This window comes from Vibrio sp. HI00D65, from assembly GCF_001635455.1.
GTDB lineage: Bacteria > Pseudomonadota > Gammaproteobacteria > Enterobacterales > Vibrionaceae > Vibrio.
The window spans coordinates 18,465-41,841 of record NZ_LWEH01000203.1 but is presented as its reverse complement, the minus strand read 5'-3'; the positions used below and the strand labels follow the sequence as shown (position 1 = coordinate 41,841).

The following is a 23,377-nucleotide window of genomic DNA, read 5'->3' as shown; positions in this document are numbered from 1 at the left end:
GGGAGCGGTGATGGCGGAAGTTAGAATGAGCCAAATTCAAAAAGCTGTGTTGAGTTGTTTGGCCAGAGCGTTCACCAAAGGTGTGAAAGAAGGTAAATCAACGGTCATCAACCAGGCCGTGAATCATTTACTGCAAAAAGATATCCACCCGAACAATTTTCGAGTCTCATGCAAAACACTAGAGGAGCGTGGGCTAATCATGCGTAAGAAGGTGGACTTGGATTGGTATATCAACATTACGCCCAAGGGATTTGAGAAGGCGCTGTCTTGGTTAGACTGAAAAAGGTGGAGCTTTACTGTGCTGGTATATTTGGTGTGCGCATTCAGAATTTAAAACACCGACGTTCAAGTACACAAAACTCATTACTGGATAGAAATGTGTTTGGAGCTTCGGCAGCGATCTACTCCTAAGATAAGTTTTGGTATCTTACTCCAGCTTTAAAGCCACTAGTCGAAGAATATGTAATATGAGTACTAAATCTGGCCATAGAGAAATTGCTAAGAACATTGTGGAAACAATGAATAGCGGTAATATCGTTGTATCAGTCATTTTTTACTGGCTACTTTCTTTTTGCCAGACTTCACTGACTAATAATTTGATATAAAAGCTAAATAACTGCCATAGGTGAAATTTTAGCTTGTTAATTTTCAAAAAAAATAGTATCAAAATTTCAGCATAAGATAAACATGAATAAATTTCGGTATAGCAAAGTGAAAAGGCCCACTTCCAGAGGTTGAGAAAATGGGCAAAAAATAAAACAGAGTAAGCAGAGTTTGTACAGAAATCGTTATATACACATAAACTTATATTTGGGCAGCTCCTTATTGAAAGGTTAATAACTTACAAAAATCTTATTTAATTTCCGAACATACTGGGTGCATAGGTCACAGCTCTAGCTAAACTTTCGATAAACACCTATGATAATTTTATTCGAATTTAAATTTAGATAAATCAATAGTATAAAAAAAATTCTATCTCTTGATTTTACATACATCATGTGAGGGAGAAGCTTTACATTTATTACTTAAATATCCCATCGATGAGCCAGACCCATCCAAAGTGCTAGCATATGAAATGCTAGAAACGCACAGCGCGAAAAATATAAATTTTATCATCATTAATCCTGGTTGTAAAAACTATTAATAGAAATATTTATTAATCCCCACCTCGGTTATTTAATAAAAATTTAATGAATGATGCCCCTAAATAAAATCATATCTATCATTAAATTTCCTTCAGATTCAGTAACTGTTAGTTTAATAACTTGACTGAGACTTCTTTCATCATCAATCCATTGATTACAACATACGTATTACATGAGAAAATGAGGAAAACCAACTCTTCCCTAGAAGGGAGTTGGAATGGATATATCAAATATTACTAATGGATAATATAAACTATTCATCTTTTTATAAGGAATTCTTACTTAATAATAAGACATTAAATTTTCTGATAATAATAATGAAAACATTGATCATAGAGGTAACCATTAGAATTTATAAATATTATTTCGACCATGATTTAATCACAATTAGAACTATTGACCTAACAATCAACCATTAATTAAAATAATAAAAAAACTAAATATGGTTCAGATCAATTTTTTTTTATTTTTTAATGGCAGATCTAATTTTATAAAATCTTTAATGCTAAGTAGAAGTGGATAACTTTAAAAAGAACTATTTACGCCACATCATAGAGTAAAAGACCTAAAAAAAGATCCAGCTCTTTATAAACAATCTGAGTCTATACGACAACATGATTAAGGGGCTGTTGGCTTTCATCTGTTTTATTACCTTGATTGCGAGCGTTCATTTCAACTCGACTATGCTTAAGGAGCCGACAAGCCAATGGTTAAAGAACAAAACGCTGATGTGGCTATGAAAAGCCCTAGTCTTAGAGAAACAAAGCGTTTACTAAAGGTGGGCTACAACACGGTACTGCGCACCTACAAAAAGCTCACACCAAACCAAGTCACAACGATAGCTTCCGACCTCGCCAATATTGAAATGATTTGCGAAGTGGACGAGCAATTGGCCTTTGAAAATCAACGTTAGCTCTAGTACGTATGGGAAACGAGAACAAGCGAGAAATAAACATGTTACTTTCCATATTCAAAATTAATAAGCTGTATCTATACAGAAGAGAAAGCAAAGCTGGTAAGTAAATTATCAATGAACTTGATATTAAGTTTTGTAGGGAAAACGCACTCCCCTAGAATGTGTAAAGCATTTTATCTAACAAGTTTTGGAGCACTTTCGAGTTAGAAAGTGCCACGGGTAAAAATCACCCTGAGAAGTTTTTGGACAATTTCTAGTCGAGTTTTTTCTAACTTAGCAAGGTGTGAATTAACTTAAGTACTGTAACTCGCTTAAGCGCGTAGTCAGTATCTACGCAGCAGGTCGCTTTGCTGACAGCCCTAAAAATTATTTGGTTTAGCAGTACGAAAACTTTCTCGTTGTGAAAGTTTTCGTACTGCCCTACTCCATTTACGACCCACTTCAAATTATGAGGAAGTGAAAATCTGGAATCTTGAAAATATGCAACTAAGCTTATATCGACTCCGAGGCTAACACACTGGCCGCAACCTTCGCCACTTCTCATGAGGTGGCTTTTTTTTTATCCAAGAAAAACAAAAGCAATGTTCTGACGGGGAGTTCCAGGGCGCTCCTGTGACGGATTTGGGCGATGGATAACTATTCGTTCCTCCCTCACGAAAGTTCACCACACTCAAATCAGATGAATGACCTCATATTTCAGCCAGCCCTGAAACAGGGCAAATACCCTGCTTATTTGTTTCCCCTTCGAGTAGCTTCAACATTACTCCTTTAGATAGTTGCGCTTTAAAAAATTTGCACTAGCATTACATGTGCACATAGTTGCATTACCTAAATCAGTAGGACTACTTGGCCACCTCTTGAGGTGGCATTTTTTTACCTTAAATTTGGGGGTATATATGAAGCGCTCTCTCACAACGTGCACATTAGCAATCGCATGTATCACGACACCTAGGGTAGCTTGAACAGCCCTAATTTACGAAACTGGGCGCGCCGCCGTTGACCTCTTGCTTGTTCCCCAAATAGACCTCACGAAGGTTTAATTACTACCAAACACCTCTTAGGGCATTTTCGTGATTTATCCCCCAAACCAAACCACGACACGACCACCGCTGCGCCATTAAATTACAAGTGAATATAAAACCGCGTAGCACCAAGCCCACCGCAAACGTAGAACTTCCAAAACCAAAGAACGGGGCGCAGCATTGGGTGGGCGGGGGATGTGGTGGGACGCCATAAAACAGCTTGCGCCTTTTATAGATTGGCCGGAACGGGCAACATAAAAACTTGCCACGAGTCAAGATTCAAACGAACCACTGAACGTGACCGCTTGAAAACACGTTGTTTGTGTTTTGATGCGTTAGCCAATTGCCCTGCTTTGCCCGTGTTTTTGGGCAAGGCAGATAAACAATTGCCAGCTTGCCTGGCCGCCTTAAAGCATGCTTTTTATGCGGTTGTGAAAATTTACACATAATGTCCAATAATACTTGAAGTAGCCCAGTGCCCGACAGCTTGCTGGCGAACCGGCACGTGCTATTTTGTATTATTCCACATTATGTTCAATTTGAACTAATAGCCCTAAGCTTGGGGGTTGGGGTTGGTCACAGAGCTTTTAAGGGGCCTTGCTATGGAAGGCCTGGCTGTGCCGCCCAGCCCGTTGTGATATTAATGTGATGGCCTGTGTCACGAAGTGGCACGCGCTTAGGCCATGACATGCTTTTTGTGGCAATGGGTAGGTTGTGGCCAGACAGGGCTAGAATGATGAGCAAGGCCACGTTCTTTATAGGTGTACGCTAAGTTTTTGGCAAATGGTAACGCGTGCTGCGACCGCCAGCCTCTGATTTGACCAAACACTTCATTTCTACCAATGCTGCTAAGTGACGCGTTGCTGTAGGCTTACTCACTTTCGCCACTTTGTGGTACCGATCGGTATTAATGCCTTCTTTAAAATCACCATCCAACATTCGATTTAACACCTTTACTTGCTCTTTCGATAGCTTGGTTTGGTCTATACTACGCCAGAAGTTGGTTTTATAGATAGTTTGATCGATCTCTTTAAGCGCATCGGCAAACGTTGCTTCAAGTGTATTAAAGAACCACTCTAACCAGGACGTAATGTCCATATCTCCTCTTTGTGTATGCTCTAAGATCTCGTAGTAGCTTTTACGGTTAGCCAAAATACACACTGACATGGCATAGAAGCGCACTGATTGCTGTTCAGCTTGTGCCAGCGCTAAATCGGTCAGAAGACGAGTGATCCGTCCATTACCATCATCAAGTGGGTGTAGCGTGACAAACCATAAATGGGTAATAGCAGCACGTAATAATGGATCAAAAGAGGCATCATGTTTTGATGCATTAAACCATTCGATAAATTGCGCGAGTTCAACATCTAACCTTGCCCGTTCTGGCGCTTCAAAATGCACCACCGGGCGATCGATGCGTCCAGACACCACTTGCATCGGCGCCTCACCACGTAGCTGACCTCCTACTACGGGATTAAGCAGAGTATAGCCTGCGGGAAACAAACGATCATGCCAATGTAAAATACGCTCTAACGTCAGCGGGATATCTCGGTTCTCCACCGCATCAAGCATGATTTCGGCCAACCCGTCCGACTGCTCGGTGATGGGAAATGGCCGTTCTTCTTTGATCCCGAGTCGATTTGCCAGAGAAGAGCGCACTGAAAATGCATTTAACGTTTCACCTTCAATCGCACTCGAGTGGATAATGTTGGCCAATAAAGTGTCGAGCATGGTTTCATTCGCATCTTGGGATTGAGTGGTCATTTTACCGAGCAATATCCCCTGCTTTAAGCGAACATCGCGTAAACGAGGTTCGATAATCATGTGATCCCAAGTAAAGTTTGGCCAATCACGTTGTTGCCAGATCCACATATTGACCTCTTATTATTATGAACTGATTCGATAAATGCACATATTCGAATCAGATTATGATTTGAATGTGCGGGATAATCAAATCATTTTGTAGTGATGTTACCTTAAACATAAGTGATAAATTTTTAGAGATGATATGGTTGTAATACCTTATACACAGTCGTTAAGCTGCCCACTGCTCTTTACTGATCGCGTTCTTATTCATCCCCTGCTCTGCAAGCTCCTGAATACGCTCATAAAGCTGCTTACTAGAAAATCGGTCGGGGTGCCTTCCCTCCTTCTAGATCTCGCTCCCTGCCCTCGTTACAGTGCTTTAGGGCTTCGTTTTTTTCCATCTTTGCGAACGCCGATATCGTGGTATCGAATATGCGACAGACAGCGCTTTAATGTCGCCATTGTCCAGGTAGTGAGAGACCAAGGCCGCGCCTTTCTTTGCAAGCACACAACCAATGAGCAGGCGTTTATGAACACTGAAAACGATCCTTTTGATAGGTGTCCTTAAAGTACACCTTTTTGAACACCTACAATGGGATCGCAGGCTCTTTACGGCCTTTAGTGGAAACAACATTTCGCAAATCATGACGTCGAATGTAGTCGCTCAAGGTACTTGGCGAGATATCAAGCAACTTGGCGATAGCGGCTTGGGTAAGACCCATTTGCAGGTACTCGATAATTTTGTCTCTTTGCTTATCGAGCTTAAGATGCTTCGCGGGGCCTTTTGGCCTTCCGCCAATAATCCCGAGCTTGCGTTTAGCATCTAGCGCTTCTTTGGTCCGAGTGGAGATAAAGGTGCGTTCTATCTCTGCCGCCAATCCAAGAACGGTTGCGGTGATGGTTGCCTGCATAGTGCCATCAAGACGCATATTTTGCTTAGCAATGAAAACGTGGATTTTTTTGGAGGAGCACAATTCAAGTACTTCGAGCACCTGTAATGTTGAACGTGCTATTCGGCTTATCTCTGCAAAGATGATAGTGTCGCCAACCGTCAGTTCCTGAAGCAAGTGACCCAGTTTACGCTTATGCCACTTTTTGGTCCCGGAAGCCGTATCTTCGATAAATTGAATGTCGGCGATCCCCATCTGGTTCGCATACTCGAGAATGCCGTGCTTTTGATTTTGAGTATCTTGTGCGTCGGTGGAAACACGTAGATAAGCATAGGTTGTCATGAACCTTTCCTTGGTTGATTACCTTAGACGTCATAACAAAGGTGATGTATATAAAACTTAAGATCTGTGTCACTGAAGGTAACAGATTTTTAGTGTTCGAAGCGAAACACTAAAAATTTGTTACCTGAAATTACTTTTCCATAAGCTCCATGCGATGGTAGAAGACCGAATCAAACTGCATGTCTGAAGGCATAGTGATAATCCCCATGCGCACGCTCTCTATTGCCAATTTATGTTGATCAGTCAGCTCACCATTCACCGGATACGATAGAACAATGTTGAATGCTTCTTTTGCCAACAGCAACATTGGGTTGTCTGGCACCGTTTCTGCAGCAAGTTTAGCACGCTCTTGTGCTTCGCCTTTGTTGTCGCTTTTTTGCTTCCACTCAAACAGAAACTCAAGAGCAACAATACTCTTACCTCGATAACGCGATTTGTAGCCATATGAGCCAGATTCTTCGTCGACAAGAAACGCGAGCTCCTTCTTTACCTCTTCATTAGAGGAGAGTTCTTCAATTGGCTTACGGATACAGCGCTCTAGGAAAACCTTATTATTGCCATAGCTCGACTTCGTTAGAGTACCCTTCTCATCTAATAAGCCGAACAATCCATGCAGTTGCTCAATAGACTGCTCATGCAGTTTCATTCCAGATTTCTTAAAGCGAGACAAAATACTATACAGACGCTTAGAATGCTCTGACTTCAAGCTTCTAAAAGAGAGATGATTGATCTGAGCATGACCCGCCGATTGAGCCAAATATGCATCCATAAGCTCTGCGTTTGGCACCATGATCAAGGCCCCTTTCTTATAAGCAACGCGGCTAAAGAGTGGCATAAAATCAAACTCTTGCTCAGCGTCGTTCATAAGACCGACTTTACGGGATGAAAGGCGCTTAGCCATTGGTTTTAATGTTGGGTATAGCTGCTTTGCAGATAAGCCAAACCACTCTTTCAATACTTCAGACTGGAAGGTGTATTCAGGCGCATAAACATGACGGCCTTCTTGATAGGCGACCCAATGATCTTCATGCAAACGCGATAAGAATAGTGCAAATGTATCGTGTTCACGAGCCGTCAAACCGAGCTGACTAAATACAAGTGCATGACTTTTCTTAAAAAAGTCGTTCGGCAACTCTCTGTAGTCTTCTGTGGTTATCAGTTGGCGGTGGTCTGTCATAGTAATTAGCTTCAGGTAACAGTTTTTTAGTCTCAAATAAGAGTAAGACTAAATCTCCGTAACCTCAAGGAGAAAGATCGCATTAATTAACTAAATTCCTGTTACCTTCAAAGAAATGCTAACATTGTTTGACCAATATTCCCGTTTAGGGGATAAAAACGTTTTAGACACTAAAAATATGTGACCCCAACACTAATAAAACGATCGTGTACACTAAAAATCTGTTACCGATGTACTAATTAAACGATCAATCAGACTAAAAATAAGATCAATAACACTAAAAACATGTTACCTGAAAGTATTTATATACATGATTATAAAGGATTTTTATCTCTCTATAGATCTTATATACCTTATAGATCCTATAGAGGTTATATACTGTTATAGATACTGTGGATAATGTGAATAACCGGTATTTGTCAGACTTTCAATCACTTATCCACATAAAAACGCTGTGATTTATCTTCGAGCAGCACGACAAACAAACATGTACCGAATGTAACAAAGCACGTAGATCACTCTTTGATGATCGCACAACACTACCTAAAACGATCCCCTTACACTTATTCGATGATATGGCTAAACACGAGTAATTTAGATAAGTCATTAGCGAGATATGCCGTTTCTAGTCGTAATACTCATTTACTAGGATTCATACCTAGGTCGATGCGGATCACTTACGCCAACGACAATAAATAATTGGGTGATAAAAAATGAATGACAATTCTCTTTTCGTCCTCGACGGAGACGTTCTGCGGTTGCAGAGATAAACAAGTTAACGGTAATGATTCGTTATGTTGTGGTAGAGCATGAGGATGCGATAAATCATATAGGGTGATTTAACCAACTAACACAGCGGGTAAATGGAAGGGGGTAACGTCCCAACCGACAAATGGTGTGGCGAGCCATCAGTTATGCCCAGCCCTAACTAATACACTGACTAACTACGCGCTTGATAAAAAAACAGAATTGAAAAGCTACAACTTAAATCGGTCTTATCGATGGGATGAATTTTAGGTGGATGTTCACGTATCTGTGTGTCATTACCCAGCCCGTCATAGGACTTTTTTGTGTCTAAAGAAAATACGAATTTAATGACGGTTTTAATCGTACTAATTATCCTAGATATCACTGTCATCCATCAAATCTATCGTTTACCCCTTACTTCGATCTAAATTTTTTTCTACGTGCAGAAAAACTCACGTGAGTCTCGGACGTTTTATTTGAAGTCGATCCCGCGCGATTACTACTGATGAAACCCAAAGTTACATGAAAAAATTTGGACCGATCGCAAACGAGTTAGAAAGAACGGCAGCCCGTACATAACACCGCTGATCGTCGACTCTCCGCGTCGGTTTGCTCCGTCCAAAGATCGCAAAGAGTCCACTTTCAAACGTACCCAGTGCCAACTTATAACCGGCGCACACGATTCAGGAAAAAGCCGTTGGCTCAGCCGCCTCATTGAAAAGCACGATGGGATTTGGAGTAACCAACATCAACCAGTGTTGCTTGAGACTTTGTTACCCATGACCAGCTGGGTGGAAAACGAAGCTGTTGCTAAGTGGTATGAAAAGCGCCGTAAAACCACTGAAAATCGAGACCTCAAAACCGAGTGGCGCAGGCTCAACTTGCAAATGAAAGCTGATGCACTCGCTGAATATTTGTTGGGCACCGGTGCATTGCTGTTCGTGGACGACGCGCACAAACTGACAGGAAGAAAAGCTCAAGTGGCTCGCTCATGTTTGCTCTCGAGTAATATCATGGATCATGACGGCCAGCGAAGAAGGGCGATTGCCCCCTTCTGTTCGCCCTGTGATTGAACGCAGAAATCCGCAACGTACCAACCTGTTAACCGATGCAAGCTACGACACTACCAAAGCCTTAATTTGGTTTATTGTCGCAATGTGTGTGGTTGCCGGTGCTTGGGAAGCGGGCGCTGTTGTCGGTGGGTTACAAATGCTGGGTTCTGGCCGCAGGTCAGCCCGGGCCGATTAAGCTAAATCCAAATGAAAATAGCCTTTGCTTTGCTGCTATTTGGGGGAGCTTCCATGGTGAGCGCCAATGATTGGGGGATCAGCTCACCATGGAACGAACCTACCGTTTTACCACCCGAGGTTAAGCCGTTCGAATTACCGACGTTACACGGTGATGCCCCGCATTTTAATACCCCCGTCCCTGCCCTATTACCTGCGCCGAAGATAGACCCAGACACCATCTTTGAGTCGGTACTGCATTGCTACCCAGAGAAGAGTAAATTCAAGATCGACATCGATATTGTAGCTGGTATGCGCGCTAACATGGACGAGTACGACAATGACGATTGGCCAGATATCTCCGAGCACTATATTGGCATTGTCGGGAAAATGCCTCTCTATTCTACCACCGAACAATCGCGTGAACGCCAATGGGAATATCAGCGCAGAACCGCGACCGCTAGCGCGGTCGCTGCTTTTACCAAAGCGCTTGCCAGCCGCAATTATTCCTATCGAACGATGGGGCTCTACTTGGCTCTCGAGGCGCGATCCCAAGCAAGAGTAAGCAAAGGGGTTGCTAACGTTGATGAGCAGATAACCTTGCTCGAGAAAGTCGCCACGGCCCACCGTGATGTATTAACGCATGAAGCCACATTGGTTGAGCAACGCCTGGCGTTAGTGGCTATGTGTGAAGAGGACCAAAGTCAGACGATAAACACTTATCTACAAAAAATAGCCGTGTTGCCGCAGCGCACCGCACAGGCGGTGAACAAATGAAATGGCTCAACCACACCTTAATTGCGGGTGCCTTGTGTGCCGTGTTTTCGCCACCTCATGTCGCGGCTTGTGTTGCAGGCGCAACCGCACCAGATTGGATGGAGTATGTATATAAACTGACGGGCAGGCCAATTAAACATCGAGGCCCCACTCATGTCTTCACCCATTGGTTAATGGTCGCCCTCGCCTTTACCTTAGTTTGGGATTATCACGGGTTAGGGATGGCGTTTGCCTAGGGAGGTGTCATCCATATACTGACCGATGCAATGACCGTTTCGGGTGTGCCTTTTTCTCCCTACAGTGATCGACGATTTCATCTATTTGGTGGTCGCTTTAGAACGGGTGACCCTGTGGAATACGCTATCTCTGCAGGCGTAGTGATTGCTTGCATTGCGCTTTCTCATATCACGGGCGGTCAAGGTTTTGCGCCGTTCTTTTACGATTGGGCTGGCATGTATGAGCAAGGCTTGATCGATGCTTTAGAGTGGAAGACCAACCGATTTAGGTTGATTTAAGTCCGTTGGTTTCAAAAAAACAACCCCCATTGTCCCCAGATGTTTTGCTAATTTTCGCTCGTGTAATCGAGTCAAAAGATAGGGTGGGTAAAGAATTTTTACTGAGTTAGAGTTGGATAGAACACCATTCTATGTTTAATCAAAACAACCCCCATTGTCCCCAAACCGCTTAAAAGAAAAATGATTTTACTATCATATATTTGCTTTTCGGGAGCGGAGGGGAAGACAAAACTTACGCTCCCTGAACTTGCGTACTCTTTGATGGTTATTTTTGACATCAGCTCTGTGCGTTTGTAATTATTCGCCAAATTTTTAGTAAGTGGCAGTAAGTGTAATGATGAGGTATTTCATTGATGGCCATGAGCCAAAATATGAGCTGAGATTTATCCTAACTATTCCCCCAACCGATTTTCGGATGATAAAAACAGAGTTTATGAGCATAAAAACGCATTTAAATTTGATGTTTAGCGAGAATTCTTTCATTTTTTGATGAAGTGTTTCGTTTAACAGACTAAGTCGGCTTTAGTGTTTTTGTGACGGCGTCACTTGATTTTTAATTGTAGTACCTAAAAGATAATCTCAAAACATGACGTTTTTGGATGATGTAAACTTGATGTATAAGGCTCGTATTATTGTGTGTTGACGTATTTATTCTGTTTGCTCTATATGGAGGAGGCACTCTCTTCCTAAGCGTTCAATAACTTGAAAGCAAAGAGCCAATGTTCCGTGTTCTACTTTTTCTGCCGCTTCCCCAGTGACAGTTGCAATTGCAGTCAGCTGTTGTACTTTGATTTCCACACTTTCTAAATGCTCAATTATGCCGTTATTCATTTACTCCCCCCTACCTGATTGAATTACTGTATATTTAAACAGTGTTTATGTGTTTTTACTATAGCTAACGTCATAAAAAATGACTTTAGATCTAAAATTCGGCTTTTTGTATTTATATAACACATATTTTTGGGGTTTTATTTTGAAAATAACTTTTCAGGTATTGCTGAAGGGCTGTCTCTGAGGTGGGTGATTGTGGAGTGCGTAATGGGGTAGGGCTGTAATGATCCATAAGCTACAAGATATCGACTTATCTTGTTGTTTCTTATTGGTTTTACTTCAGCTAAACATTTCTTTGTTTTAGTTTTAGCTTGATCGTTTTTAATATTTTCAGATATAGTTTTACGCACATCTACCGGCCGTCATACTTTTTAATATTAGGAATTGATGAACAAAATGTCCCTCAGAAAAAGTCTAAATACGGTTAAATTCGATCCAAAATTTGAAGCGCTAGAAGATAAAAATCTTATCGAAACCTATTTTAATGTTCAGCTTGATGAGCATCGAGATTTTCGAATCTTACGCTCTGTCGAACGTCTAATACAAAGTCATTTCAGAGGTGATCGTCTACCGAATTGTGAATCGATACGTTCAGACCATTATTTTAATCTCCTAAGATTTATTAGCGTTGCTATGCTTTATACCGATCAGGCTCAAAATGTAATCGTATCTAAGTCTCGGACACCTGATGGCCAATGGCATGTCGTGCCGGCAGGAAACGCATTCTTTATGAAAAAGCTAGGGATTGAACGTAGTACACTAGACGGTATCATTGCGAGCGCCAAGCGCTTAGGTTGGTATATCTCTAATATTCGATACGGCTATTATCAGTGCGGTAACGGAAAGCGTTATTACGGAAAAAATTCAGTCAAACGTGTGTTCATTGGATTGTATGATCTTCTTGGTACGGGTAAGAAGGTAAGAGAATCAATAAAAAGTGCTGTTCAATACAAACACTATCGTGATAAGAAAATCGCAGCTTCAGTTCAAAGGAAGAAGCAAGAAATCAGAACTGGGCGAGGTTTTCAAGATTATGGGTACGGGGGCGAAAACCAGCGCCGTTTTAGCCACGCCCAATCAAAGCGAACTTCCAGCTCTGCGCCGTCTTTGAAAAGTCGCTTAGACAGAGACGACTCTTTCTGTCCTCGACATGAGATAACCGAAAACGAACTCCATCGTATAGGTAGACTCCAGGCTCCCACTTCACATTAACGTCGACTACTTTCTACCACCTTAGTTGGTGGTGATTATGTGCATCCACCTCTCGTTATTGACTCTTTAGTCATTAAAAACCCTTGGAAATTTGAGATCAACAAGTCTTAAAGGCAATACCAGCTGTGGGTAAGTTGTTGAATACTTGATTTATTCTAAAATAAATCAAGCATGAAATGACAACAAGTCAAGCATCTACAATAAATACAAAAAATTAATACTTAATATATATATTAATTGCTTACCAAAGAAAGAAGGGGTGAGGTAATCACTCAAGCTGAAGACTACTTGAAGAAGAACTCGCCGATAATTCTTGTTATTGTTGAACTATTTTGACCAAGTGGGTATTTATGTGAGGTAGGAAAAATGAGAGATGAAACTGTGGTCAATGTCAGTTGACCACGACTGGTAAAAATATCAGAAACTTGGCGGTGGTTAATATTTATCTTGGTTCGACATGAAGAAAAAAGGGTTAGCCATGACCTGCCCAGCCAACAACACGACCGACTATTTCACCATTATCAATGGTTTCGAATTCACTGTTAGCTGGAACAAATTTTCCACGATACTTACGTCTAAAATGGAACGTCCCCCCTGCTTTAACGATAACTAAAATATCATCATTAACAGATCTCATGGGTTCAACGATGATGAAGCAACCAATAGGATAATTGGTAGTGAAATCAGGGGATATCATCGCTGCGTCCCGTACTTTTAAAGCATAACTCTCAAATTTAGCTCCGTTTGGGTAAAAAATAGTTCCATGTTCTGCTGAATTTTCTCTTCCTATATCCGTCCAGCTACGAATACTTACATTTTTAGTGTGATAACCAAGCGTCTCTTCCATTTCCATGCGAGTGACAAACTCACCGAACGACATGTTCATTTTTTCTAAAGCCTTGATAAGTACTTGGGTTGGTAAATCACCTTCGCCCTGTTCAAACCTTCCAATGGTTGCACGACTAGCAATACCAACGAAATCCTTCTGTTTTAATTTTTTTGACTTTCGGATTGCTGCAAAAACCTGATGTGCTTCTGGCATGTTGACTCCTATTAAAATACAACGGGCACTTGTCCTTACCCTAATGAATCAGACCCTCGAGGTCATGTGTCCAACGCAGTAAAAAATGCGTTGTGTTTTTACTTTTTTCAATCTCCCAATTATAAAGCATCCGATAGTTACAAGTACTAACTTTGAGTTTTTTTGGTATAAAAGTGACAAAAAGTTTTCATAGAAGAGACTTTTAGTACTTTTTTTCCAAAGAAATTGTGTTTTATCTCTTTTTTTTAGCCGTAATTAGTAAGCTATCGACAAAAGTAAGCAATCGTAGGCATAAAGAATGGCCATTTTTATTTTTTGATGTTAGTGTTTTGACTCAAATTTGATGCTTTTAGGTTTTATTTTTCCTATTGTGCTCATTTTTTCAGTTTTTGTTTTTGGATAATTAACCATTTAAATAGGGTTTTGCGATAAATGAATGATGAAAAAGATTTTTTTGAGGCGACACGTATACGGATCATGGAAGCGCTTGCGACTTATCAACCGGAGATAAATTCTGATTTTTCAGAAAAGTCGATATTCAATCTTGTAAGGAATGGCAAAGAGCCCCAAAAGAAGGGTCACCATCAATCTTCGGTAATTAAGGGAACTCGAAATGCTGCCATTTCAAAGCTAAATTGTTCAGACGATGTGTTCGAGCACTTGAAGATACAACGAGTTATTAATAACTTACCAATCGATATGAACAATTGGTTGCTGTATCGATATGCTGATAGCCCATCATTAAATCATGTCCCAGCCTTACTGAACGCGCTTATGGAGCGCCTACCATTAGAAAAGTGCCGTAAACCAACGCAGAAAAAAGTGCTGTCTATTTTGGTTTTACGTCTAGTCAAGCGGGATTTTTTGGATTGCCTTCATCGTACATATTTCGAGGCGGTAGGGATTAAAAAACAAACATACTATGAGTGTTATGCAAAGCATAATGACAACATTACGCTTCTATTTGACTCTTTCGATAGGCTAGCATTGTGCGAGTTTTACGAGTGTTACATGGCTCAAAAGTGTATCAATAAAGTTGCTGGTTAATTTTTTTAGCTCAAATATGAGCTTTTTGCTTGCAATAACCTGACTGGTTGTAGTATGATTTTTCCACGGTCGAAAAACTCCTTATTTTATTCGTAAATTGACAAAACCCCTTCGCATTAGCAAAGGGGTTTTTTTATGCACGATGGTCTGTTCCTTACCAGCGTTAAAATTGATTTAGCTGATTATGTGAACGATTAAAACTTTAAAATTTCATCTCCAACAGTAGCTTAAACAGGTTTCAATTTATGTTTTCTTATAACAAAGAGACGGACGGCTTTTTGTTATTTGTCGTCGTGTTTATTGTCGCCAGGCTGGGTGTCTTTCTTAAAAAAGCAGAAAAAATTTCCCCTCAGGTGTTTATTGCAGAGCTTTTCATTGCTTTAGCGTTGGCATTTGGCTCCTGGCATCTCGGCTTGATGCAAGGTATGTCCTATAGCCAAACCGTGGTGTATGGCGTATTTGGAGCGCTTGGGCATATCCACATAATTAAATTTATCACGCAGCAAGTCTTTAAGAGAGATTTATAGCTGACTTGGAAGTTACCGCGCCTTAGTGGGTTTGTCGTCTTCCGTATTCCCTTTTTTTAATAACCCTACGAGTGTTACTAGCTTTCATTGTAGGTATTTTATCGATAACGGAGCTTAGTAAATGGTACATGGCGCTCTCTCTCCCTTGCATCTTAAAGATGCGTGTTTTCTTGTTGGCCAAGTGTTTGGTGTACCTAACCTTGGTCATTTGCTGTTTGAAATTACTCTTATTGAGTCAAAAGCGGGTCAAAAGAAAAGCCGATACGGTGGCGTATGCTCTGTATCACATTACCAGTTTAAGTTAATGCAAAATCATCACCGATTTTATGCTCATCGAAAGCAAATTTTGTCGGCGCTTGGTATGGATCTAAAAAGTATCAAGTTTGAATATTTAGCGAATAACCCGACGTTATCACTCATTGTTACAGGGGCTTGGATCCTCGCGAATGTCTACAAAGTTCCAAACGAACGTGCAGATCGAGCGCACTTATTCTCTAAGTGGTGGCGAAGCCTCGATATTGTTGAATATATGAGATTAACCTACTTTTGCAGCGAAGCTTGTGATTGAGCTTCGTTCAACAGTTCCTGAAATAGGTGGACTCCAAACATGAATATAACGCAAGCCATTCTCAACTTAACGCATCGTGTAAGTGGCATGGAACGTCAGCTAAGGAACCTAATACGACTGGGACGTGTTAAATCTGTGGAAGGCGCAAAAGCAGTGATCGATTACGCCCCGAATTCAGCAGATGACTATGTCTCTCCTCCGATCCAATGGGTCGCTTTCGAGTCGGGGGAGGTGATTAAGTGGCGAGCTCCGAGTATTGGTGAGCAAGTGGTTGTGTTGAATTTGTCGGGTGGGGTTGATGAGGCTCATGCTATCGCGTTACCCGCAACCTATTGCTCCGAATTTTTGCCTGATGATACGGACCCCAGAAAAACCAGTTTAAGTGTTTTAGATGTCTTCAAAGTGACCGCTGATTTTGATGGCAATTATTTGGTCGAAGCTAATAACTCAATCAAGTTCGTGACCCCATCATTTACGGTAGAGGCGGCGGATATAATTTCCATGCAAACCAATGATTATATTCGAACCGCCAACACCTCGAAAACCAAGGGCACGCATTCACAAACCGGAGATGTCAAAGTCACTGGTTCGTTGGATGTAAGTGCACAAATTAAAACTCCTACGCTTGTGAGTTACTCTCCTGGTGCTTTCTCAATGTCAAGCAATGGCGCCGTATTGTCTGCCGCTACTATAAGCGGTGTCACTTTCAGTACTCACAAGCATATGGTGAACAAAGAAGGGGAGCCAACCGAACTCCCGTCCAATTAAGGGGGCAGTATGCAAATGGGAATAGACCCAGAAACGGGCTTGACGGTGACGGGAGCTAAGCAAGCGGCTTGTCGTTTAGCCAAAGCGATCACGACGCAAGAAGGTTCGAGAGAGAAACGCCGTAAGGTCGGTGGGCAGTATCGTATGCTCATGGGGTTAGCGAACGAACAGAACCGTATGAGAGCGATTAACCGTATTCATAGAGTTATTACTAACCCAGCCAACGACTTAGCTGATATTGCAGATCCCGTTGTTGATGTTCGAATACATGGAACGGGGTTTCGAATTCAGATTCATTACACGTATGAAGGAAAAAGAGAGGTGCTAGTAATATGAGTGTGACCAAAATCCCTGACATTCTGACTGTTGAGCCATTTGAAACGATGCGTGAACGTTTCATTAATGATTTTTTTTTCCCTTTTGCAGAGAAAGAAGTCGGTACAGAGGTCGCACAGTTAATGACTCGAGGCCTCCGGAGCCCAAATGAATCAGCCGCTCTGCTCCTTGATTCAATGATTTTGTTTAGGCAGCAAGAGACACGTAATGATAACCACAAATACCTGCAAAATTTTTCAGAAACCGCAACCGATTCTGAAATGATTGATTTGGTTGTGTCTCGCTTAGGTGTAACACGGCAAGTCATACAACCTGAAGATAATACGGTTTTCCCACCGGTTGCTGCAGTGATGGAATCTGATGCATCGCTCTTGCTTCGTTACAGTCTAGCGCCTTATGGTTTGGCGACGACAGGAACAAGAACGGGTTATAAATTTCATGCGATGACGCTGGGCGAACGCCCATTCATTACTGTGCATCGTGAGTCTGACAACGTCGTTGTTCAACGCTTTGAGTTTACTTCTACTAAAGAGGTGATTCGTCCAAAAGATGCTGAGCCAAGAATGCTGAGACCAAACTCGGGTGAGGTAGAAATACGTATTCTTTCTCCTGTTGGGGATGGCACGGCTGATCAGGCGTTAAAAAAAGCAGTATTGGATTATTGTAGCCGTGCTGATATTGCTCAAGAATCTGACCATATCACTACCGCTTCCGCAGAGATAAAACCGTACACAATCGCCATTGATGTGTGGGAAGAAACAACGCCTACTCAATTGATTGACCGAGAAGGCTTAACTCAAGCCTTAAACGATTATGGTAAGAAACAGCATAAATTAGGCGGCCATGTTCAACGCTCACGCATCGATCAAATTGCTCATAACCACAACGTAAAAAAACTGAGCATCATTAGCCCTGGCAACGATGTGTTGTGCGACTGGTTTGAAGCGCCGTATTGTCAAGGGGTGGTGGTGAATGTCCGAAATCATTGATCAAGATACACTGCTGCCAGATAACCGAACCACGTTTGAACGAAGCTACGAACAAAGTACTAAAGCCTTAGTTCAAAGCGAAAACACACTGGCTACCATCAATTCACCAACCACGATCCCACAAAACTTATTACCTTTGATGGCCTCTGAGCGTGGTGTGAATGATTGGTTTTTCAGTGATAGTGAAGCTGAGAAGCGCGCCATCACCAAGGTGTCTTATGCTGTGCATCAAGCCAGTGGTACCAAGGCCGGTATTGAGATGGCGCTCGACGCTGTGGATTATCAAGCGCAAATAAAACATTGGAAGCACGTTGAAAATGGGGTGCCGTATACCGTTTATGTGACCGCTGAGAACAAGACTGAACGTAGCGTGGATCGTGAGCGAGCCGAGCGTCTTATCGAACGCTTAAACCATGTAAAGTCAGAACGAGACAGTGTTGACTTAACTATGGCTTATCGCGTCTCACAGTCGTTTCGTGTGACAGCGGGGAGCGCACCCAGTGTCAGTATTCAACCTTTAACGATTCAAGCCGAACTCGCACAAGTTAAAGCATCCACATCGCTGAGTTTGGCCGCAGGTTCAAGCTCTCATGCTGTCAGCATCCAACCTTTAACGATTCAAGCGAAACTTGCGCAAGTTAAGGCAGCAACATCGCTTAGTGTGGGTACATCTACTGGCCCGCAGTCCATATCAATCACACCAATTGAAACCATAGCGAGAATCACATGACACTAGCGGTAACCATTACGCATCGCGGTTTAGCTGAATGTATCAGCGCGAAAAATACAGGTATAAAAGCCAAAATTGCCAAAATATCGGTGGGGGATAAATCCTATAAACCAAGTCCTTCTCAAGTGGCGCTACGCAATGAGCGACAAATTGAAGACATTGTTCAATGCGTCAATGTCAGCAGTACCTCGCTGCAAATGGCGGCCAAGTTTTCAGGGGACGAAGAGTTTCCAATCGGTGAAATCGCCTTATGGTTAGAATCGGGAACGTTACTTGGCATTGTTTCCGAACCCAACCGAACGTTGACCTATAAGGCAAAAGGGTCGCACGTAATCGTGCCGTTTACGATGAACTTTGAAGCTTTACCAAGCGATTCATTAACGGTTGTCGTTGGGACCGAAAATTTAAACATCATGATTGAGCCTGAAATGATGAGTGATGCGCTTGCATTCATTCGAAGCCAAACGGTTCAAATTAAACAAGCGCATAACCAGATAAAGGTGAACGACCAGCTCTTAGCGGCTGATTCCCTTATCGAAAATCTCAATGGGTTATTGATCGAGTCAACATCTCAGCTAGAAAAAGCGTTGTCTCTTGTTAAACAGCAGACACAAGAAACGTTCGGTGCTGTTGCGATGAGCAACACACAAGCGCACCTTCATACTCAGTCCGTGTTAGTGCGACAAGCAAACAACACCATGAAATCTAACGAAGCAATCCGAAAATTGGAGAGTCATTAATGCCAAACATAACCGAAGAATTACAGGAATTAAAAAAAGCCTCACAAGCTCAAACGAGTGCGTCGCAACAGTTGGCTGACGAGGTATCACAAAAAATGGGAGCCATTGATAAAAAAACAAACGATGCCGTCACTAATGTGTGGAAAGAGCACCAGAAATTTAAAGACAGTGTCCAAAATATCATCCCTACACCCTTAAATCTTTTTAAGAACTCATTGATGCGAGCAGTTGAATCCGATGGTCGGCCTGTGGGGTTCTCGTCAACGGGATCGGTTGTAATCGAGGCGGTACACCCTTTTACAAAAGGCTTTGAAGGACCTTATGTTAAAGACAAGCCAGCCAACGCAGCTCAAACGGTTGACGCCGCAACAGATGAAACTCCGTTCTGGTTTGGTCGATATAATAAAGGTGATCGAAATAAGCGTGGTGGATTAGCTGATGGCTGGGGAGGCATCAAAGATGGACACATATTAAAAATAACTTCAACGCCAAAACAGGAGTCAAAAAGTATTCGATTAGGTGTTGATACATTAGGTCATTTTTCACGAGTACGTGTTCGACTTTGGGTTAAAGTAGTGACGGGAACGTTTTATATGGGGCAAGATGCTGGCTATTTTAGCACCACGAGTAATAAACAATCTCACCGAAATCCGATCACCAAGGCAGATACTGACGCAGGAACTGATGGTTGGTTGTATGTGGACAAAGTTATTAATATGTCTGAGGTTTCGACGGTACGAGGCAATACATTTTGTTTTGGTGTTAATAATGAACAAGAATGCGAGGTTTACATTGCTAAACCGCACCTATCTTTGCCTATGTATCCTGAAGCTATGTTAACAGCTGCTGGCGAGACAGCTAAAGAACCAGTATTCACGCCGTGCGACTTTCCCGAGCATACAACAGTAGGATAAATAAATTATGAAAATATTAGACAAAAATGATGGCTCTTTGATTGCTATGTGTGATGCAGATTCACTCGACTCAGTGCTCACTAGTTTTGGCCTAACGGTTGCTGACTGTGAAGTCGTGGAAAGTCAATCCGAGATTGATAGAAAAAATATTGAGTTCTTAAATACAACCGATTGGCAAGTGACTCGACATCGTGATCAAGTTGACTCTGGGAATACCACATCAATGAGTGATGAAGAATATCAAGAACTGCTTTCGCAACGACAAATTGCACGTGGCAAGGTTGTGGATCAGCAAGCCCTTAATATGTATCGCAGTGTAATGAAGTAATTAGGTTTCAAAGCTGATAGTACGCCGCTATTGTTAAGCGGTTTTTTTGTGCCTAAATCTCACCTTGAGCCCTACTTTTTCGTAGGGCTCTTTATTTTAAGCGAAAGAACTGAGCGATAAATAGAGCCTCTATAGCCTGTATAGCCAGAGCGAGCGCAATATTGGTCCATGCTGGCTTACTGCGTCTCGCCGTTGTTTCGTTTGACTGCATGAGAAAAGGAAGGGGGAAGCATCAACCTCGGTATTTAACCGGTATCGATTGGATCGTCATTGTGCCAGTTAGGGCATCAGACCTCTGGGTTTTGGCGCTTCTTTGGGCCCTTATTCCATATCAATCACCCCAATTGAAATAATAGCGAGAACAATATGACATTAGCGGTAACCATTACGCATCATGGCTTAGCTGAGTGTATCAGCGCAAAGAATGCAGGCATAAAAGCCAAAATTGCCAAAATATCGGTGGGTGACCAGTCTTATACGCCCAGCCCTTCTCAGCAGGCGTTACGTAATGAGCGACAAATTGAAGATATTATTCAATGTGTCAACGTTAGCGATACCTCACTACAAATGGCGGCCAAGTTTTCAGGGGATAAAGAGTTCCCTATTGGCGAAATCGCTTTATGGTTAGAGTCGGGAACACTGCTTGGCGTTATTTCTGAACCAAATAAAACACTAACCTATAAATCAAAAGGGGCGCACGTTATTGTGCCTTTTACGATGAACTTTGAAGCCTTACCAAGCGATTCATTAACGGTTGTCGTCGGAACCGAAAACTTAAACATCATGATTGATGAAGAGTTTGAAACGTTAAGTGCAGGCGTGATTGAAACGCACTGTTTGTTGGTTGACCATACTTTTCAGTTACAAGAGTTAGATCAAAATGTTGAAGGTTTAGCTACGCATCAAGCCGCATTTGAAGCCAATACGCAAGCCAATTTCCAACGTCAAAATCAGGCCGTTAAGCAGGTCGAAAGAGGTTTGGGGGACACCAGGAATACACAAAATGAGGTCGTTACTGAGTTGGCAACAAATCTTGTTGAAAATGCTCACCTCAATATTGAACAGGAATTACGTTTACGTGATTTAGAGCATCAAATCGAATTACTCGAAGATAAACAGTCGAACGATTCAAACCCATTGCCGGATCTCAATAGATTTGCACTTACCAAGTATTTTAAATCAGGTTTTAGTTCAACGGACAATGCCTCTGACGCTCATTACGAACGTTCAATGATTGGTAAAAGCCCCATTTCAGTTGGAAAAACGACTTTTAAAGTCGCGGGATGCGGCTCGATGGCGTTCATTTCTGGTTGTATTTATATTCACGGTTTTTCAATACGCGGTAACGATGACTCGGGGATTGAGGTTGTGGTGTCAAAAGCTGCGCTTGCAGAAGCGCTGCGAGGTGCGGGTATCACTCATTTCAGTGAGGCCTATTCCACTGGTGTTGTGGAGTGGTATTACAAAATCGGCCCCGTCGTTCAAGATTTATCTTCCCAAGTTGTTTCTGTGATCGCAAATAATAACGGGGCAATATCAATAATGTCACCTCAGCTCGATGCACGTTCTGCCCTCAACAAGTATGGGGAAGTAAATTCAGCCAGAATTTGGTTTACGGTTCCGGTTCTCAACCCTGTTTATGCTTAATTGTCAGGGGAATGGCCAGCGTTTCTTGGGTGTGTTTTCCAAGTGGGTAACCCACCTGAGGTATTTTAAATCGTTCTACATTTAAATAAGGATTAAATATGAAAGCAAATGAAAGTGCCGAAATTGTTAAAGCGGTGGGGGCGTTAACAAAAACGGTGAGTGGGAAAGTCAAAGAGATTGATGACAAAGTTGACAAAGCAGAAACTGAGTTTCGAGAGTTTGGTGATGCTCTAGGAGATATGATTGGTTTCACAGCACTAAATTACAACAATGACTTTCTTGATACACGTGAAGTTACTGAGAATACTTCTGGCTTTAAAAATAGATATCCGGTTGGTATGGGCGTTGGTGCCAATCGAAATGACGCTTTTAAAGTCGAAATGATTGGTGTTAGAAGTACTGTTGAACCATCTTCTCGACATCCAGAAGCGCAAGAGCTTCTGGACTTTATGGGGGTTGGCTCTGGTAGTCGTAACTTTTCTAGGACATTTAATATCCTAAAAATGACGATATTGTCAGAAGAGTTTCAATCTTTGAGTGGTTACGATTTCTATATACCTGATCAACACGTGAAACAAAGCCCGGTAACGACTTTTCTTGCGTATACCAAAATTAAAGGTTCAGGTGCTGTTCGATGGTTAGGTGAAGATACTAAAGGGCAATGGAAACAAATAAACATTGTAAAAAATCACACCAACCCTGGTACTTACACTCATGTTGACCTTCTTTTTAGTGATTTCAAAAAAGGCGATGAGATTTATTTAGCTTTACCAACAGTTTGTGTGGGCAGGTTCCCGAAAAACAAAAAGCATGGAAAGTTATATAACCCTAAAAACGATATTCTGAGAAAAGTAGAAAAAATGATTTAAAACGAAGGAAAAGCGAATGGAAAATGAAATGTTTGTAGTGACTGCTCGCGGTTTAGTAAGTGAAAGTTGGGTAGAGGTTATAGAAACGCGTAATGCTAAGTTAGTAGAAGCGGATAAGCTTGTAAATATTGCAATGGATATAGGGCAAGACCCACTACCTTTTCGGTCTTACCGCCAAGCCTTGCGTGATATTCCGCAAACTTATGATAACCCAGACGATGTTGTTTGGCCTGTTAAACCAACGGTTTAATGTGTTAAAGAAGCAC

23 protein-coding genes and 2 pseudogenes are annotated in these 23,377 nt (G+C 41.9%); 19 read left to right on the top strand and 6 right to left on the bottom strand.

The window, feature by feature from the left end:
- The first annotated feature begins 10 nt into the window (after positions 1 to 10).
- Together A3712_RS15440 and A3712_RS15435 are read left to right on the top strand one after the other, a co-directional pair.
- Positions 11 to 280 (top strand): hypothetical protein, encoded by a 270-nt coding sequence (locus A3712_RS15440; protein ID WP_063524183.1) that lies wholly within the window; start codon positions 11 to 13, stop codon positions 278 to 280.
- Between the two features lie 1,496 nt (positions 281 to 1,776).
- A pseudogene (locus A3712_RS15435) lies at positions 1,777 to 2,055 on the top strand (IS1-like element transposase); the annotation flags it as partial.
- Positions 2,056 to 3,683: 1,628 nt separating this feature from the next.
- On the opposite strand, the gene A3712_RS27420 reads toward A3712_RS15435, so the two are convergent.
- From A3712_RS27420 to A3712_RS15420, 4 genes are all read right to left on the bottom strand, one after another.
- Positions 3,684 to 3,827: a hypothetical protein gene (locus A3712_RS27420; RefSeq protein WP_157618773.1), complete on the bottom strand. Its 144-nt coding sequence runs from the start codon at positions 3,825 to 3,827 to the stop codon at positions 3,684 to 3,686.
- Positions 3,828 to 3,851: 24 nt separating this feature from the next.
- On the bottom strand, positions 3,852 to 4,955 hold the full coding sequence (locus A3712_RS15430; RefSeq protein WP_063524157.1) for a Fic family protein: 1,104 nt from the start codon (positions 4,953 to 4,955) through the stop codon (positions 3,852 to 3,854).
- A 521-nt stretch (positions 4,956 to 5,476) separates the two neighbouring features.
- A complete protein-coding gene (locus tag A3712_RS15425; RefSeq protein WP_063524156.1) occupies positions 5,477 to 6,121 on the bottom strand; it encodes a recombinase family protein in 645 nt (214 codons plus the stop codon).
- Between the two features lie 130 nt (positions 6,122 to 6,251).
- Positions 6,252 to 7,298: a replication initiation protein gene (locus A3712_RS15420; RefSeq protein WP_063524155.1), complete on the bottom strand. Its 1,047-nt coding sequence runs from the start codon at positions 7,296 to 7,298 to the stop codon at positions 6,252 to 6,254.
- Positions 7,299 to 9,065: 1,767 nt separating this feature from the next.
- Between A3712_RS15420 and A3712_RS28350 the strand changes: the two genes are divergently transcribed.
- From A3712_RS28350 to A3712_RS28720, 3 genes and pseudogenes are all read left to right on the top strand, one after another.
- Positions 9,066 to 9,293 carry a hypothetical protein gene (locus A3712_RS28350; protein WP_231891822.1) on the top strand — a complete coding sequence of 76 codons (228 nt, stop codon included), beginning with the start codon at positions 9,066 to 9,068 and terminating at the stop codon, positions 9,291 to 9,293.
- A gap of 11 nt (positions 9,294 to 9,304) precedes the next feature.
- Entirely contained in the window at positions 9,305 to 10,048 is a 744-nt protein-coding gene (locus tag A3712_RS15410; RefSeq protein WP_063524154.1) for a hypothetical protein, read from the top strand.
- A pseudogene (locus A3712_RS28720) lies at positions 10,045 to 10,563 on the top strand (metal-dependent hydrolase). Before A3712_RS15410 ends, A3712_RS28720 begins: the two are co-directional and overlap by 4 nt.
- Before the next feature lie 648 nt (positions 10,564 to 11,211).
- On the opposite strand, the gene A3712_RS15400 reads toward A3712_RS28720, so the two are convergent.
- Positions 11,212 to 11,394 (bottom strand): hypothetical protein, encoded by a 183-nt coding sequence (locus A3712_RS15400; protein ID WP_063524153.1) that lies wholly within the window; start codon positions 11,392 to 11,394, stop codon positions 11,212 to 11,214.
- A gap of 387 nt (positions 11,395 to 11,781) precedes the next feature.
- Here A3712_RS15400 and A3712_RS15395 point away from each other — a divergent pair, with 387 nt between their 5' ends.
- Complete coding sequence (locus A3712_RS15395; protein WP_063524152.1) at positions 11,782 to 12,606, top strand: hypothetical protein; 825 nt, start codon at positions 11,782 to 11,784, stop codon at positions 12,604 to 12,606.
- A gap of 472 nt (positions 12,607 to 13,078) precedes the next feature.
- Here A3712_RS15395 and A3712_RS15390 read toward each other — a convergent pair whose 3' ends face one another.
- Positions 13,079 to 13,648 carry a helix-turn-helix domain-containing protein gene (locus A3712_RS15390; protein ID WP_063524151.1) on the bottom strand — a complete coding sequence of 190 codons (570 nt, stop codon included), beginning with the start codon at positions 13,646 to 13,648 and terminating at the stop codon, positions 13,079 to 13,081.
- A 432-nt stretch (positions 13,649 to 14,080) separates the two neighbouring features.
- Here A3712_RS15390 and A3712_RS15385 point away from each other — a divergent pair, with 432 nt between their 5' ends.
- The 13 genes from A3712_RS15385 to A3712_RS15325 all read left to right on the top strand — a co-directional run bounded on the left by A3712_RS15385 (position 14,081) and on the right by A3712_RS15325 (position 23,361).
- Positions 14,081 to 14,695, top strand: coding sequence for a hypothetical protein (locus A3712_RS15385; RefSeq protein WP_063524150.1), 615 nt, complete (start codon positions 14,081 to 14,083; stop codon positions 14,693 to 14,695).
- A 245-nt stretch (positions 14,696 to 14,940) separates the two neighbouring features.
- A complete protein-coding gene (locus A3712_RS15380; RefSeq protein ID WP_063524149.1) occupies positions 14,941 to 15,222 on the top strand; it encodes a hypothetical protein in 282 nt (93 codons plus the stop codon).
- A 121-nt stretch (positions 15,223 to 15,343) separates the two neighbouring features.
- Entirely contained in the window at positions 15,344 to 15,790 is a 447-nt protein-coding gene (locus tag A3712_RS15375; RefSeq protein WP_063524148.1) for a hypothetical protein, read from the top strand.
- Positions 15,791 to 15,829: 39 nt separating this feature from the next.
- Positions 15,830 to 16,558, top strand: a complete 729-nt coding sequence (locus tag A3712_RS15370) for a phage baseplate assembly protein V (protein WP_082856248.1) — start codon at positions 15,830 to 15,832, stop codon at positions 16,556 to 16,558.
- A 9-nt stretch (positions 16,559 to 16,567) separates the two neighbouring features.
- Positions 16,568 to 16,894, top strand: coding sequence for a hypothetical protein (locus tag A3712_RS15365; RefSeq protein ID WP_063524146.1), 327 nt, complete (start codon positions 16,568 to 16,570; stop codon positions 16,892 to 16,894).
- The gene (locus A3712_RS15360; RefSeq protein ID WP_063524145.1) at positions 16,891 to 17,883 is read left to right on the top strand and encodes a baseplate J/gp47 family protein; all 993 of its coding nucleotides are present in this window, start codon (positions 16,891 to 16,893) and stop codon (positions 17,881 to 17,883) included. The genes A3712_RS15365 and A3712_RS15360 overlap by 4 nt, the downstream gene beginning before the upstream one ends.
- Complete coding sequence (locus tag A3712_RS15355; protein WP_063524144.1) at positions 17,867 to 18,613, top strand: phage tail protein I; 747 nt, start codon at positions 17,867 to 17,869, stop codon at positions 18,611 to 18,613. The genes A3712_RS15360 and A3712_RS15355 overlap by 17 nt, the downstream gene beginning before the upstream one ends.
- Entirely contained in the window at positions 18,610 to 19,353 is a 744-nt protein-coding gene (locus A3712_RS15350; RefSeq protein WP_063524143.1) for a hypothetical protein, read from the top strand. Before A3712_RS15355 ends, A3712_RS15350 begins: the two co-directional genes overlap by 4 nt.
- Entirely contained in the window at positions 19,353 to 20,267 is a 915-nt protein-coding gene (locus tag A3712_RS15345; protein ID WP_063524142.1) for a hypothetical protein, read from the top strand. The genes A3712_RS15350 and A3712_RS15345 overlap by 1 nt, the downstream gene beginning before the upstream one ends.
- Before the next feature lie 7 nt (positions 20,268 to 20,274).
- Positions 20,275 to 20,595 (top strand): hypothetical protein, encoded by a 321-nt coding sequence (locus A3712_RS15340; protein ID WP_063524141.1) that lies wholly within the window; start codon positions 20,275 to 20,277, stop codon positions 20,593 to 20,595.
- Positions 20,596 to 20,961: 366 nt separating this feature from the next.
- The gene (locus A3712_RS27850; RefSeq protein WP_063524140.1) at positions 20,962 to 22,242 is read left to right on the top strand and encodes a hypothetical protein; all 1,281 of its coding nucleotides are present in this window, start codon (positions 20,962 to 20,964) and stop codon (positions 22,240 to 22,242) included.
- A 98-nt stretch (positions 22,243 to 22,340) separates the two neighbouring features.
- Complete coding sequence (locus tag A3712_RS15330) at positions 22,341 to 23,111, top strand: hypothetical protein (RefSeq protein WP_063524139.1); 771 nt, start codon at positions 22,341 to 22,343, stop codon at positions 23,109 to 23,111.
- 16 nt (positions 23,112 to 23,127) lie between these two features.
- A complete protein-coding gene (locus A3712_RS15325; protein ID WP_063524138.1) occupies positions 23,128 to 23,361 on the top strand; it encodes a phage tail assembly chaperone in 234 nt (77 codons plus the stop codon).
- Positions 23,362 to 23,377: the final 16 nt, after the last annotated feature.